Source organism: Vibrio tubiashii ATCC 19109, assembly GCF_000772105.1.
GTDB lineage: Bacteria > Pseudomonadota > Gammaproteobacteria > Enterobacterales > Vibrionaceae > Vibrio > Vibrio tubiashii.
This window is the reverse complement of sequence record NZ_CP009354.1, coordinates 308,212-323,377: the sequence shown is the minus strand read 5'-3', so window position 1 is coordinate 323,377 and position 15,166 is coordinate 308,212. Positions and strand designations below refer to the sequence as shown.

Annotated in this window: 14 protein-coding genes; 13 read left to right on the top strand and 1 reads right to left on the bottom strand. The window is 45.4% G+C overall.

Annotated elements, in window-relative coordinates:
- Positions 1-198: 198 nt before the first annotated feature.
- The 12 genes from IX91_RS01560 (at position 199) to mgtE (ending at position 9,365) form a co-directional block, all read left to right on the top strand.
- Complete coding sequence (locus IX91_RS01560; RefSeq protein ID WP_004748594.1) at positions 199-1,164, top strand: calcium/sodium antiporter; 966 nt, start codon at positions 199-201, stop codon at positions 1,162-1,164.
- 19 nt (positions 1,165-1,183) lie between these two features.
- The gene (locus IX91_RS01555; protein ID WP_004748595.1) at positions 1,184-2,149 is read left to right on the top strand and encodes a KpsF/GutQ family sugar-phosphate isomerase; all 966 of its coding nucleotides are present in this window, start codon (positions 1,184-1,186) and stop codon (positions 2,147-2,149) included.
- Positions 2,149-2,706 carry a 3-deoxy-manno-octulosonate-8-phosphatase KdsC gene (gene kdsC, locus IX91_RS01550; protein WP_004748596.1) on the top strand — a complete coding sequence of 186 codons (558 nt, stop codon included), beginning with the start codon at positions 2,149-2,151 and terminating at the stop codon, positions 2,704-2,706. Before IX91_RS01555 ends, kdsC begins: the two co-directional genes overlap by 1 nt.
- Entirely contained in the window at positions 2,703-3,266 is a 564-nt protein-coding gene (lptC, locus tag IX91_RS01545; protein ID WP_004748597.1) for an LPS export ABC transporter periplasmic protein LptC, read from the top strand. The genes kdsC and lptC overlap by 4 nt, the downstream gene beginning before the upstream one ends.
- The gene (gene lptA / locus IX91_RS01540) at positions 3,247-3,744 is read left to right on the top strand and encodes a lipopolysaccharide transport periplasmic protein LptA (RefSeq protein ID WP_004748598.1); all 498 of its coding nucleotides are present in this window, start codon (positions 3,247-3,249) and stop codon (positions 3,742-3,744) included. Before lptC ends, lptA begins: the two co-directional genes overlap by 20 nt.
- A 2-nt stretch (positions 3,745-3,746) precedes the next feature.
- A complete protein-coding gene (lptB, locus tag IX91_RS01535) occupies positions 3,747-4,472 on the top strand; it encodes an LPS export ABC transporter ATP-binding protein (protein WP_004748600.1) in 726 nt (241 codons plus the stop codon).
- 50 nt (positions 4,473-4,522) lie between these two features.
- Positions 4,523-5,989, top strand: coding sequence for an RNA polymerase factor sigma-54 (locus IX91_RS01530; protein WP_004748602.1), 1,467 nt, complete (start codon positions 4,523-4,525; stop codon positions 5,987-5,989).
- 24 nt (positions 5,990-6,013) lie between these two features.
- On the top strand, positions 6,014-6,301 hold the full coding sequence (hpf, locus tag IX91_RS01525) for a ribosome hibernation promoting factor (protein ID WP_004748604.1): 288 nt from the start codon (positions 6,014-6,016) through the stop codon (positions 6,299-6,301).
- A 4-nt stretch (positions 6,302-6,305) separates the two neighbouring features.
- A complete protein-coding gene (gene ptsN, locus IX91_RS01520; protein ID WP_004748606.1) occupies positions 6,306-6,752 on the top strand; it encodes a PTS IIA-like nitrogen regulatory protein PtsN in 447 nt (148 codons plus the stop codon).
- On the top strand, positions 6,752-7,615 hold the full coding sequence (gene rapZ / locus IX91_RS01515) for an RNase adapter RapZ (protein ID WP_004748608.1): 864 nt from the start codon (positions 6,752-6,754) through the stop codon (positions 7,613-7,615). The genes ptsN and rapZ overlap by 1 nt, the downstream gene beginning before the upstream one ends.
- Positions 7,616-7,618: 3 nt before the next feature.
- Positions 7,619-7,897 (top strand): HPr family phosphocarrier protein, encoded by a 279-nt coding sequence (locus IX91_RS01510; RefSeq protein ID WP_004409805.1) that lies wholly within the window; start codon positions 7,619-7,621, stop codon positions 7,895-7,897.
- A gap of 112 nt (positions 7,898-8,009) precedes the next feature.
- Positions 8,010-9,365, top strand: a complete 1,356-nt coding sequence (mgtE, locus tag IX91_RS01505; protein WP_004748609.1) for a magnesium transporter — start codon at positions 8,010-8,012, stop codon at positions 9,363-9,365.
- Positions 9,366-9,427: 62 nt separating this feature from the next.
- Here mgtE and metH read toward each other — a convergent pair whose 3' ends face one another.
- Positions 9,428-13,105 carry a methionine synthase gene (metH, locus tag IX91_RS01500; RefSeq protein ID WP_004748610.1) on the bottom strand — a complete coding sequence of 1,226 codons (3,678 nt, stop codon included), beginning with the start codon at positions 13,103-13,105 and terminating at the stop codon, positions 9,428-9,430.
- A 169-nt stretch (positions 13,106-13,274) separates the two neighbouring features.
- On the opposite strand from metH, the gene IX91_RS01495 reads away from it, so the two are divergent.
- A complete protein-coding gene (locus IX91_RS01495; RefSeq protein WP_004748612.1) occupies positions 13,275-14,582 on the top strand; it encodes a cation:proton antiporter in 1,308 nt (435 codons plus the stop codon).
- Positions 14,583-15,166: the final 584 nt, after the last annotated feature.

The window sequence follows — 15,166 nt, the reverse complement described above, 5'->3', positions numbered from 1 at the left end:
ATTCAAATTGAATTTAAAGCACTGTTCAATTAAATGTGAGTTATTCGAATTCTCACTCTATAGCCCGCCTACTCTACCTTAGTCGCTCCAATTACGTATTTGGTTAACAATTAATTGAATGAACTGCTTTTCTTTTTACCCCCAAACCGTCAAAATTAACGGTTAAATTCTCTCGTTGTATATTGATTAGGAATCATCATGCTTGAAGCCGTTGTGTTTCTCATTATTGGATTGGTATTTTTGGTTTGGAGTGCCGACAAACTGGTGTTTGGTGCTGCTGCCCTGGCTCGTAACGTAGGTATTTCTCCTCTCGTTATCGGTATGACCATCCTTGCTATGGGCTCTTCAGCACCTGAAATGATGGTTTCTGCCACTGCAGCTCTCGATGGTAAAACCGACACAGCAGTGGGTAACGTCTTAGGCTCAAACATTGCCAACATTGCGTTAATCTTAGGTATCACCGCACTAATCAAGCCACTCTCAATCAGTTCAGGCGTTCTACGCCGTGAATTACCTTTGATGATTGGGGTGACGCTTTTAGCAGGTGTTCTCTTGTGGGATAGCCACTTAGGCTTCTATGAAGGTGTATTGCTGTTTGCTCTTTTTGCCGCTTTTATCCTCACTATGCTGCGCATCAGCCGTAACGAGAAAAAGAACGGCGATGCATTCATTGAAGAGCAAGAATCCGAAGTACCAGAAGGCGTAAGTAACGGTAAAGCGGCCATGTGGGTAGTGATCGGCCTGATTGTTTTGCCACTCGCTGCCGATGTATTAGTCGACAATGCGGTGATCATTGCTCAATACTTTGGCATGAGCGATCTAGTGATAGGCCTGACGATTATTGCGGTTGGTACTAGCTTACCTGAACTAGCGGCTTCTCTTGCTGGCGTTATGAAAGGCGAAGATGACATGGCAGTCGGTAACATCATCGGCTCGAACGTATTCAATATTCTCGCAGTCATGGGGATCCCTGGCATTCTAAACCCATCAATTTTAAGTGAATATGCAATGGGGCGTGATTTCTGGGTCATGCTTGGCGTCTCACTACTGCTTGTTGCGATGGCGCTAGGTAAATCTCGTAGCATTAATCGTTTTGAAGGCGCAGCCCTATTTTGCTGCTTTATTGGCTACCAAGCCTACTTAATTATGAACATGACCGCCTAAAACCCTGTTGGAGTTCTGTATGTTTGACTATCGCTCTGCGGCACTAGAAGTACTAAAAACCGAGATCGCAGCACTAGAACAGCTCGACCAATATCTAAACCAAGACTTTATCAAAGCATGTGAGCTTATCCTTGCTAATAAAGATGGCAAGGTAGTAGTCATGGGTATGGGTAAATCTGGTCATATCGGCAACAAAATTGCTGCGACACTTGCCAGTACAGGCACCTCATCCTTTTTTGTTCATCCAGGCGAAGCTGCTCACGGCGATCTAGGCATGATCGAGCCCGGAGATATTGTGCTAGCGATTTCCAACTCAGGTGAATCTGGAGAAATCCTTGGGCTTTTCCCAGTATTAAAACGCCTCAATATTAAAATCATCAGTATGACTGGCAAGCCGAAGTCGAACATGGCAAAACTGGCTGATATTCATCTGCAAATCACAGTGCCAAAAGAGGCTTGTCCAATCCAACTTGCGCCAACATCTAGCACCACGGCAACCTTAGTAATGGGCGATGCGTTAGCAATGGCACTGATGCAAGCACGCGGTTTTACAGCAGAAGACTTTGCCCTATCGCATCCAGGTGGTGCGTTGGGAAGAAAATTGTTGCTTAAGCTGTCTGATATCATGCACACAGGCGAGGACTTACCGCTTGTCACTCCAAACACAGTTGTTCGTGATGCGCTGCTCGAAATCAGCCAAAAAGGGCTTGGAATGACGGCGGTCGTCGATGACCACCAGCAACTGGTTGGTATTTTTACCGATGGTGATTTACGCCGAACCTTGGATAAACGAGTCGATATTCACACAGCGCTGATTGGTGATGTGATGACAGTAAACCCAACCGTCGCAATACCAAATATGCTCGCGGCTGAGGGGTTAAACTTAATGCAGGATAAAAGCATTAGTGGCCTAATCCTATGTGACAATGGCAAAGTGGTTGGCGCACTCAACATGCATGATTTATTAAAAGCTGGAGTGATGTAATGTCGAAAATGATTGAAACTTTATATCAACCAGTGGAACAATCCATTCTAGATATTGCCAAAGACATTAAACTATTGATCTGCGATGTAGATGGCGTCTTCTCTGACGGTCTGATTTACATGGGCAACAATGGTGAAGAACTGAAAACATTTCATACCCGTGATGGCTATGGCGTAAAATCGCTGATGAATGCGGGGATTGAAATCGCCATTATTACCGGTCGACGCTCTCAGATCGTCGAAAACCGAATGAAGGCATTAGGTATCAGCCTGATTTACCAAGGCCAAGATGACAAAATCAAAGCCTATCAGGATATTTGTACCAAGCTCGACATTGCACCAGAACAAACTGGCTATATTGGTGATGACCTAATTGATTGGCCAGTGATGGAGCAAGTTGCTTTAAAAGTATGTGTGGCTGATGGACACCCACTACTGGCGCGTCGAGCAAACTACGTGACCTCTATTCGAGGTGGACATGGAGCAGTAAGAGAAGTCTGCGACCTAATTCTACAAGCACGAAACGAACTCGATGTTCATAAAGGTCTAAGTATATGAGTCTATCTCGTATTGGATATCTCATCCTGACTTTCATAATATGCTGGTCTGCTTACTATCTTTTCGATAAGCAGCAGGGTTATGATATTCAGGTAGAGCCAGATACAGAGCTCCCGATGTTCAGTGGTGAAGGTCTAGTCAACACCTCATACAATGAGTCAGGCATTCGCAGCTACGTAATAACATCGGTAAATCTTGACCACTTCGCAAGAAGTGGCGATACCATTTTTTATCAGCCGGTCCTTAAAGTTTATAAGGAAGGCACCACTCAAGAGTGGGAAGTGACAGCAGTCCGTGGTGTTTTAAGCAAAGATCATGTTTTGACGCTTTATGAAGATGTTTTAGCGACAAACTTATTACCTGATTCAGGCTTTGACACCCTGTCTACCGATGTTATGAACATCCAGCTAGACAGTAGAGACTTTTGGGCAGACAACCAAGTAATCATGGTTGGGCCTCAATTTGAAACAGTAGGGCAAGCGATGACGGGTAATTTCGCCGATAATCACGCTACCCTCTACAATCACGTACAAAGTAGATATGAAACTCTCACACCTTAGTCTGATTTCTTGTTTATTACTGTCTAGCCAAGCGATGGCTTTGTCGACCGACCAAGATCAACCGGTTTATATCGACTCAGATAGCCAACAGCTAGATATGCAGAGCAACAAAGTTACTTTCCTTGGTGACGTAAAACTCAAACAAGGCAGTATTAATATCAATGCTGATAAAGTTATTGTTACCCGTGACCCCAAAGATGGTTCAATCCAAGAGATTGAAGGGTATGGGGATTTAGCTACGTTTTCTCAGTTAACGGATGATGGAAAAACGCTTTACGGGGAAGCAAAAGAGCTTTACTACGTCATGGTCGATGACCAATTGACCATGATCGATGAAGCCATGCTTTCGCAAGATGACAGCGTGATTCGCGGCACGAAAATACGCTACAAAATTTCATCTCAGAAGCTGATTGCTGACGGTAAACAGAAAGGCGATCGCGTCTCTACCGTACTTCAGCCACAAGCAGTACAAGAATAATTATGGCAATACTTAAAGCTGAGCACTTAGCGAAAACTTACGGCAACCGTACCGTTGTTACCGATGTAAGTTTGCAAGTGGAATCGGGTCAGATTGTTGGCCTTTTAGGTCCTAACGGTGCAGGTAAAACGACCTCGTTTTATATGATTGTCGGCCTAGTGGCGCGTGACCAAGGTGCGATTACTATCGACGGTGAAGACATCAGTATCCTACCGATGCATAGTCGTTCACGTATGGGTATTGGCTACCTGCCTCAGGAAGCATCTATCTTCCGTAAGTTGTCTGTTGAAGACAACATTATGGCGGTTTTGGAAACTCGCGAAGAGATGACTCGCGAAGAACGCCAAGACAAGCTAGAAGATTTGTTAGAAGAATTCCACATTCAGCACATACGCCACAGCGCGGGTATGGCATTATCAGGGGGTGAGCGTCGCCGTGTAGAAATTGCACGCGCACTAGCAGCCAACCCTCAATTCATTCTGTTGGATGAGCCGTTTGCAGGTGTTGACCCGATTTCGGTTATCGACATTAAAAAGATCATTGAACATCTAAGAGATCGTGGACTGGGTGTATTGATCACTGACCACAACGTTCGTGAAACACTGGATGTATGTGAAAAAGCTTACATTGTAAGCCAAGGTCACCTCATCGCAGAAGGCACACCAGATCAAGTGCTAAACAACGAGCAAGTGAAACAAGTTTATCTCGGCGAACAATTCCGTCTATGATTAAAGGGAAGAACGGTAAGATTCTCCAGCATTAAGGCAAGTAATACTGAATGAAACCCTCATTACAACTCAAGCTAGGACAGCAGTTAGCGATGACACCTCAATTGCAGCAAGCGATTCGTTTGTTGCAGCTGTCGACGCTAGATCTTCAACAAGAGATTCAAGAAGCTTTGGATTCAAACCCTCTCCTCGAGGTTGAAGAAACCAGTGATGAGCCGTCTGCTGAAGAAACAAACCGCAATGAAGAGAAAGAACCCACAGTTGAGCTTGCAGAAACAGCAGAGCCTGATGTAAAAGACAGCTCAGAGCTGATAGAAAAATCTGAAATCAGCAACGACCTCGAAATTGATACCACTTGGGAAGATGTCTACAGTGCAAACACGGGTAGTACAGGCATCGCTCTTGATGATGACGCTCCCGTCTACCAAGGTGAAACCACTCAATCTCTGCAAGACTACCTAATCTGGCAATTGGACCTCACGCCATTTAGTGAAACGGACCGTACTATCGCCTTAGCACTGATCGATGCCATTGATGACTATGGTTACTTAACCGTCTCAACTGAGGACATCCTTGAAAGTTTCAATAACGAAGAGATTGAGATCGAAGAGATTGAAGCGGTACGTAAACGTATCCAACAATTTGATCCACTCGGCGTTGCCTCTAATAATCTCCAAGACTGTTTGTTACTCCAGTTAGCTACCTTCCCAGAAGACACACCTTGGCTAACAGAAGCTAAGTTAGTACTGACTAACCATATTGATCAGTTAGGTAACCGTGATTACAAACTGGTTATAAAAGAGACTAAGCTAAAAGAAGCAGAGCTGCGTGAAGTGCTCAAGCTAATTCAACAGCTTGACCCAAGACCGGGAAGTCGCATTGCCCCAGACCATGCTGAATATGTCATTCCAGATGTGTCCGTATTTAAAGACCACGGAAAATGGGTGGTCACCATCAACCCAGATTCAGTACCAAGACTTAAGGTCAACCAGCAATATGCCGCGCTGGGTAAAGGTAATAATGCGGATAGCCAGTACATTCGCAGTAATCTGCAAGAAGCAAAATGGCTAATTAAAAGCTTAGAAAGTAGAAATGAGACGTTACTCAAAGTTGCTAAGTGTATTGTTGAACATCAACGCGATTTCTTTGAGTATGGTGAAGAAGCCATGAAACCAATGGTGCTTAATGATGTTGCGTTAGCTGTCGACATGCATGAGTCCACCATTTCTAGGGTTACCACGCAGAAATACATGCATACCCCTCGTGGCATTTTTGAACTGAAGTACTTCTTTTCAAGCCATGTCAGCACCGACAATGGCGGAGAGTGCTCATCAACTGCAATCCGTGCACTGATTAAGAAACTCGTCGCTGCAGAGAACAGTGCGAAACCACTCAGTGACAGTAAGATTGCAGCTCTACTCGCTGACCAAGGGATTCAGGTCGCTCGTAGGACAATAGCGAAATACCGAGAGTCTTTAGGAATAGCCCCTTCAAGTCAGCGCAAACGCCTGCTTTAGGCCTACAACCGAGAAGGAAAGTCTATGCAAATCAATATTAATGGCCACCACGTTGATCTAACCGATTCAATGCAAGACTACGTAAACGAAAAGTTTCAGAAGCTCGAACGCTTTTTTGACCATATCAACAGTATTCATGTGGTATTAAAAGTTGAAAAACTCCGTCAAATCGCGGAAGCTACCCTTCACGTAAATCAAGCTGAAATTCATGCCTCTTCAGACGATGAAAACATGTATGCAGCGATAGATTCGCTCGTCGACAAACTTGTTCGACAGCTCAACAAGCACAAAGAAAAGCTAAACGCCCACTAAAACCATGCAATTAAGCGAAATCCTTACATTGGACTGCACCAAAAGTGCAGTTCAATGTACTAGTAAAAAACGAGCCCTTGAAATGATCAGTGAACTTGTCGCTGAACAAACGGGGCAAAACTCAACCGAACTTTTTGAATGTATGCTCAGTCGCGAGAAAATGGGCAGTACTGGCATTGGAAATGGAATAGCCATTCCCCATGCTCGTATGCAAGCAAGCGATAAAGCTGTCGCAGTATTGCTGCAGTGTGAATCACCTGTTGAGTTTGACGCCATTGACAATCGCCCTGTCGACCTACTTTTTGCTCTACTCGTGCCAGACGCACAATGTAAAGAGCACCTAAAAACACTTTCGAGCATGGCAGAACGTCTAAACGACAAACAGATCCTCAAACAACTGCGTAAAGCTCAGTCAGACCAAGAGCTCTACGACATCATGGTTAATCAATAATGCGCCTTATCGTTGTTAGCGGTCAGTCCGGTGCAGGTAAAAGCGTTGCATTACGCGTACTGGAGGACTTAGGTTACTACTGCGTAGATAATCTGCCAGTCGACCTGCTTGAAGTCTTTGTTCAATCGGTTCAAACCAGCAAACAGAATGTCGCCGTCAGCATCGATATCCGTAACCTACCAACAGAGCCAAACTTAGTCGAAGCTGTGTTAACTAAGCTAAAGAAAAGTTCTGATGTCAGCGTGCTATTTTTGGATGCCAACAAAGAGACGCTATTAAAACGCTACAGCGAGACTCGCCGTATTCATCCTTTGTCACTCAGTATTGAAAACACCTCGTTAGAGCAGGCGATTGAGAAAGAACGCTGTATCCTCTCTCCTCTCAAAGAGCATGCTGACTTAGTGATCGACAGTAGTAATCAATCTCTGCATGAACTGAGTGAAACAGTACGTATGCGCGTTGAAGGGCGAGAACGCAAAGATCTCGTGATGGTTTTTCAGTCCTTTGGTTTCAAGTACGGTCTGCCAAGCGATGCCGACTACGTGTTTGATGTACGCTTCTTACCCAACCCGCACTGGCAGCCTGATTTAAGGCCATTAACTGGCTTAGATGCACCAATCAAATCCTTCTTGGAAGGTCATCATGAAGTGATGGAACTCAAGCAGCAAATTCAAAAGTTCATTGAACACTGGTTGCCAATGCTGGAGAAAAACAATCGTAGCTATCTCACCGTCGCGATTGGTTGTACTGGCGGCAAACATCGCTCCGTCTATCTCACTCAGCAAATTGGCGAATACTTTGCGCAGATGGGACATCAAGTTCAGATTCGTCACGCTTCACTAGAGAAAAACCACAAGGAATAGTTTATGCAGCAGCAAAGCCGTACTGTCTTAATCCAAAATCGTTTAGGTCTTCACGCTCGTGCTGCTGTAAAACTAGTCGAATTGGCTCAATCCTTTGATGCCATTCTCACCATTCAAAATCATGAAGGCAAAGAAGCGACTGCAGATAGCGTAATGGGGCTGCTAATGCTCGAATCAGCGCAAGGCGAACATGTCACTATAAGCGCTGAAGGTAGCGATGCGCACCCTGCACTTGAAGCCGTTTGTCATCTTATTGAAGACAAGTTTGACGAAGACGAGTAATTCACCGACCAATTAGCACTAAATAACCCTCCTTCACAATAACTTATTAAATACATTCTAAAATTAAGTTACTATTCACAGCATTGTAAGCATAGAGAGTCAGGGGGAATGAATGGCAGAGCAAATAGAATTCGATCAAGCTCACCAAGCCCTCCAAGAAGTTACCGAAGCTCTAGAAAATGGTCGTTTTGTCCATGTCCGTCGCCAACTTCAGGACATGGAACCAGAAGATATTGCCCATCTCTTAGAAGCCTCTCCACGTAAAAGTCGTGAAGTCCTTTGGCAACTCACCGATCCGGAAGATTACGGTGAAATTCTTGATGAATTAAACGAAGACGTTAAAGATGATCTGGTGTCTAAGATGGCGCCGGAGATGCTTGCTGAAGCCACTGAAGGTATGGAAACGGATGACGTCGCTTACGTACTCCGAAGCCTTCCTGATGACGTCTCGCGCGAAGTCTTATCCCAAATGGATGCTGCTGAGCGTCTATTGGTTGAAACGGCCCTTTCCTATCCGGAAGACACTGCTGGTAGTTTGATGAACACCGACGTTATCACCATTCGTGGTGATGTCGACGTCGATGTTGTGCTTCGTTATTTGCGTATGAAAGGAGAGCTTCCAGAAGCCACCGATGCTTTGTACGTGATTGACGAAGAGAGCCGTCTGATTGGCGAACTGCCGATCACAACCCTTCTGACCACTCAGCCTGACGTTAAGATCAGCGATGTCATGGAAGATGCCGATGAAGCTATCGATGTCACCATGAGCGACTCTGACATTGCTAGCCTGTTCGAACGTCGTAACTGGGTCTCGGCGCCTGTTATCGATGAGAACCAACACTTGGTCGGTCGTATCACTATCGATGACGTGGTCGATGTTATCCGTGAAGACGCTGAGCACTCCATGATGAGTATGGCGGGTATGGATGATGACGAAGACACTTTCGCCCCTGTAGTAAAATCAGCGCGTAAGCGTAGTATCTGGCTAGGTGCGAATGTTCTCGCAGCCCTTGCGGCCGCATCCGTTTCAAACATGTTTGAAGCAACGCTTGACCAAATGGCGGCAATTGCTGTCTTGATGACCATAGTCCCCTCTATGGGCGGTGTCGCGGGTAACCAGACCGTAGCGCTCGTAATTCGCGGTCTAGCACTTGGTCATATCGGTGATGCCAATAAACGTGAACTGCTGATGAAAGAAGCCGCGATCGGCCTACTCAATGGCATCATGTGGGCACTGATTATTGGCGGTATCGTTGTCGCTTGGAAAGGAAATTGGATGTTAGGCGGCATTATTTCCGCCGCAATGCTGACCAATTTACTGGTCGCTGGTGTGGCTGGGGTAACCATCCCTATTCTGCTCAAGAAGATGAACATCGACCCGGCACTGGCAGGAGGCATGGCGCTCACAACAGTGACCGATGTTATCGGCCTATCGGTCTTCCTTGGCTTAGCAACCATCATGATTTAATCAGACTCTCAGAGACTAAAAAGCGCAGCTTATAAGCTGCGCTTTTTGTTGCTAATTTAGAACTAGTTAAGGTTTGGCCCTAACCATTTCTCTGCTTCAAGCATATCCCAACCTTTGCGATCCGCGTAGCTTTGCGCTTGATCCTGTTGGATCTGAGCGATCGCAAAGTAACGAGAGTCTGGGTGAGAGAAATACCAACCGGAAACAGACGCGCCTGGCCACATCGCATAACTTGTCGTCAGTGACATATCGATGGTCTCTTCAACTTTAAGCAGCTCCCACAGAGAGCCTTTCTCAGTATGTTCTGGACAAGCTGGGTAACCTGGAGCAGGACGAATCCCCTGATATTTCTCACGGATCAACTCGTCATTCGATAAGTTCTCATCGGCAGAATAACCCCAGATTTCTTTACGTACCTGTTCATGTAAATACTCGGCAAACGCTTCAGCTAAGCGATCGGCCACCGCCTGAATCATGATGGCGTTATAGTCGTCACCGGCCGCTTTATATTGGTCAGCAAGTTCGCGCTCACCTATACCGCCCGTGACTGCAAACGCACCAATCCAGTCCTTCTTACCTGACTCTTTAGGAGCAATGTAATCTGATAAACAGTAGTTAAAGCCTTTTGGCTTCTCTGTTTGCTGACGCAGGTTATACAACACTTTGGCCACTTCTGTACGAGACTCATCGGTGTACACTTCAATATCATCACCAACGCTTGCTGCAGGAAAGAGTGCACACATACCGCGAGCTTTAAGTAACCCTTCGTTTTCTACTCGGTCTAGCAGATCATTGGCATCTTTAAACAGACGCTTCGCCTCTTCACCGACTTCTTCATGGTCTAAAATCGCTGGGTACTTACCGACAAGCGACCAAGTCATAAAGAAAGGCGTCCAGTCAATGTAGTTACGCAATGTGGCAACATCAAAATCATCGAACACATGGACACCCGGCTTAGCAGGCTCTGGAGGTGTATAGCACTCCCAATCAATCGCCACTTTGTTAGCACGCGCTTGCTCAAGAATGACAGGCTTGGTTCTTGGCTTCTTACGATTATGCTGATCACGAACACGGACGTAATCCGCATCTAACTTCTCGACAAAGGCAGGACGCAGTTCATCTGAAAGAAGTGATGTACACACGCCAACCGCTCTCGAAGCATTGTTTACATACACCACGGGATGTTTGTAGTTTTGCTCAATCTTAACCGCAGTGTGGGCTTTCGATGTCGTCGCGCCACCAATCAGCAGTGGCAAATCAAAATCAAGACGTTCCATCTCTTTGGCCACATGAACCATTTCGTCCAATGAAGGAGTAATCAGGCCGGACAAACCAATAATATCAACATTCTCTTCTTTGGCGACCTTGAGGATCTGCTCACACGGCACCATGACGCCAAGGTCAATGATCTCGTAGTTATTACACTGTAGAACAACGCCAACAATGTTCTTACCAATATCGTGAACATCACCTTTTACTGTCGCTAGAAGAATTTTACCGTTCGACGAGCCCGCTTGCTTCGATGCATTAATATAAGGTTCTAAGTGAGCAACCGCCTGCTTCATCACGCGAGCTGATTTTACCACCTGAGGTAAGAACATCTTGCCTTCACCAAACAGGTCGCCAACCACATTCATGCCGTCCATTAATGGACCTTCAATCACTTCTAACGGCTTGCTAGCATTAACTCGCGCCTCTTCGGTATCCTCAACAATAAACTCGGTGATGCCTTTAACTAGCGCATGCTCTAAACGCTTCTCAACTGACCAGGTACGCCATTCAAGTGCTGAGGCATCTTCTTCTTTTCCAACGCCTTTACCTGCATATTCAGCGGCAATATCGAGCAGTCGCTCTGTACCATCATCACGTCGGTTTAGAACCACATCTTCTACCGCTTCACGCAACTTGTCGGGTACGTTGTCGTAAATTTCAAGCTGACCAGCATTTACGATCCCCATATCCATACCGTTTTTAAAACAGTGATAAAGGAATACGGCGTGAATCGCTTCACGTACATAGTTGTTGCCGCGGAATGAGAAAGAGACGTTAGAGACACCTCCAGAGATCATAGCGTAAGGTAGGTCGCGCTTGATATCCGCAACCGCTTCAATAAAGTCTACTGCGTAGTTGTTATGCTCTTCGATACCGGTCGCAACAGCAAAAATGTTCGGGTCGAAGATAATATCTTCCGGTGGGAAGCCAATTTCATCAACCAAGATATTGTAGGCATTAGTACAAATTTCCAGTTTGCGTTCACGCGTTTCTGCCTGACCAACTTCATCAAACGCCATCACGATAACAGCCGCACCGTAGCGACGAATCAGCTTGGCTTGCTCAACAAACTTCTCTTTGCCTTCCTTGAGTGAGATGGAGTTAACAATGCCTTTACCCTGAATACACTTCAAGCCAGCTTCGATAACCTCCCACTTAGAGGAGTCGACCATGATAGGCACTTTGGAAATTTCTGGCTCAGAGGCACACAGGTTGAGGAAACGCACCATACATGCTTCAGCATCAAGCATGCCTTCATCCATGTTGATATCGATGATCTGTGCACCGTTCTCGACTTGCTGGCGTGCAACCTCTAACGCCTCATCATAAAGCTCTTCTTTGATCAGACGTTTAAAGCGTGCAGAACCCGTTACGTTAGTGCGTTCACCAACGTTAACAAACAGGGTTTCTTTTTCGATTGTCAGTGGCTCAAGACCAGATAGACGACAAGCCGTGATAAGTTCTGGTAATGCGCGCGGTTTTACTCCTTCTACCGCGATAGCCATTTGGCGGATATGCTCTGGAGTCGTACCACAACAACCGCCAATCAGGTTTAAGAAACCACTTTCCGCCCACTCTTTAACATGCACTGCCATATCTTCAGGTGATAAATCATACTCACCAAAGGCGTTAGGTAAACCCGCATTAGGGTGAGTAGAAACAAATGTCTCTGAGATACGTGAGAGCTCTTCCACATACGGACGTAGCTCGTCAGGGCCTAGCGCACAGTTCAAACCAAATGAGATTGGATTGACGTGACGAAGTGAGTTGTAGAAAGCTTCGGTTGTTTGGCCAGAAAGCGTTCGACCTGACGCATCGGTAATGGTGCCCGATATCATCACTGGCAGTTTGGAACCCAACTCTTCAAACACAGTGTCTACCGCAAAGGCACAAGCTTTAGCGTTCAAGGTATCGAAGATAGTCTCGATCAGAATTAAATCTGAGCCGCCTTTAATCAGAGCGCGTGTCGACTCGGAATACGCTTCGACAAGCTCATCAAAGCTAACGTTTCGATAACCGGGATCGTTCACATCGGGTGAAATAGAACATGTGCGGTTAGTTGGGCCCAATACACCTGCAACGTAACGAGGTTTTTCTGGCGTTTTTGCCGTCCACTCATCGGCCGCTTCACGTGCGAGTTTGGCTGCAGCGAAGTTAATCTCTTCGCTTAGGCTTTCCATTTCATAGTCAGCCATTGCAATAGTGGTTGCGTTGAAGGTGTTGGTTTCGAGGATATCTGCACCTGCTTCTAGATAAGCAGAATGGATATCTTTAATAAGTTGAGGCTGAGAAAGAACAAGTAAGTCGTTGTTGCCTTTTAAATCGCAATGCCAGTCAGCAAAGCGCTCACCTCGATAGTCTTGCTCTTCTAGTTTGTAATCTTGAATCATGGTGCCCATACCACCATCGATCAGCAAGATACGTTGTTTTAATTGAGCTTCAATCTGTTGCCTTACATTACTTCCCACGGTACAGCCTCATTCCTTTAGTTATCACTCCATCCTATCACACATTAAAAAGGAGTCTAGACGTCTAAAAGACTTAATTGATGACTTAGTTATGACAAAAAAATGTTTGCTATTTGTACATAGTAGGCAGAAAATTCCCATTCATAATTTGTTACATGTCGAGATTCTAATGTCGGTCTATTACACTCTCTGTTTCCTATCAGCTGCCGCTATGTTGATTGCGTTTGTAAACAGCAAGATAGGTAAAATGCAAACCACCATCGCAATTACAGCAGGTTCGATGATGCTGTCGCTGTTGATTCTTGTAGCAGGTCAAAACGATTGGTTTCATTTAACAGAAATCGCTTCAAACACAGTGGCGAGCATTAACTTTGAAGATTTCCTACTTAAGGGGATATTAGGTTTTCTCCTTTTTGCCGGTGGTTTAGGTATCAAACTACCCAACCTCAAAGATCAAAAATGGGAAATAACTGCCTTAGCTCTGGGCGCGACTCTATTCTCGACTTTCTTTATTGGCTTTGTCCTTTATGGTTTCTGTCAGTTTATCGGCATTCAGTTCGACCTAGTCTACTGCTTACTGTTTGGTGCGCTGATCTCACCAACCGATCCAATTGCTGTACTGGCCATCGTTAAAAAGCTCGACGCTCCTAAACGAATCTCAACTCAAATCGAAGGTGAATCTCTATTTAACGATGGCTTTGGTCTCGTTATCTTTGTCACCATCTTTACCATCGCCTTTGGTACCGAAGCGCCTACCGTCGGCAGTGTTACTATGCTGTTTATACAAGAAGCGCTTGGCGGCATCTTATATGGTTTTGCTTTAGGGTTACTGTTCCACTATTTAATCAGTGCTACCGACGATCACTCAATGGAGCTCCTGCTGACCATAGGTATACCGACAGCAGGCTATGCCTTCGCCGAAGTTCTGCATGTCTCTGGACCATTAGCTATGGTCGTATCTGGCATTATGATTGGTAACTGGACCAGATTTATCGGTTTCTCCAAAGAGAGTGAAGATCACCTCGATCACTTTTGGGAGCTCGTTGATGAGTTCCTAAACGGTGTTCTATTCCTGCTGATTGGTATGTCGATGCTGCTGTTTGAATTCCATAAGGAAGACTGGATTCTAATGGCTTTCTCTGTACCTCTAGTCTTGTCAGCTCGCTACCTCAGTGTTTTCTTGTCATATATCGGCTTTAAGCGTTTTCGAAAATATAACCCTTGGTCAGTCAAGATTCTTACTTGGGGTGGCTTAAGAGGCGGATTGGCGTTAGCCATGGCGCTGTCAATTCCGTCTGGCATCTGGGTTATTCAAGATAAACTGATCGATGTAAAAGAGATTATCCTAGTCATGACCTACTCGGTAGTAGTGTTCTCAATCTTAATTCAAGGCTCTACCATTACGCCAATGATCGAAAAAGCTAAGCTTGCCCAAAAAGAGATGGATTCTGAGAATAGAGAAGCAGAGCAAGAATAGGTTTTGGAAACATCTATAACGTAAAGGCAGCTAACTAAGCTGCCTTTTTAGTATCTAGAGCTTTTGGGTCATAGGTAGACCAAAGCTATTTTTGAGCATTTTCCGTGACAGGTTTCATCATCGATTTGCGCAGCTTGATGACAATAATACTTGAAAGAGCAGCGCATAAGGTGATGACTGGCGCTGCCATAAGCCCCGCTGTGATGTAACAGGTGTCGCAATGACAAAAGGTCGGCCGTTGTGTTGAGCAACGATACTAGGATGCGGGAACGGACTTCGTCCTACGGAAAACTGGAAAACTGGAAAACTGGAAAACTGGAAAACTGGAAAACTGGAAAACTGGAAAACTTTGAGGGTTGGCTTATCGTGTCAACCTATTTTGTTTTCAATACATTACGTTGTCATCCTCAAGAGCGAGGGACGAGTGAGTTGGGGAGCTCTTGTAGCGAGTCGAAAACTAAAATAGATTCCCTGCTCACTCCTTCGTCGCTCCATGGAATGACCGAAGCTATTGAAGTATGCGAATCTTTTTGATCTGTCCCCTTAGGCTCTACCAACTTAGTATCAACACTCACCTCTCGTAG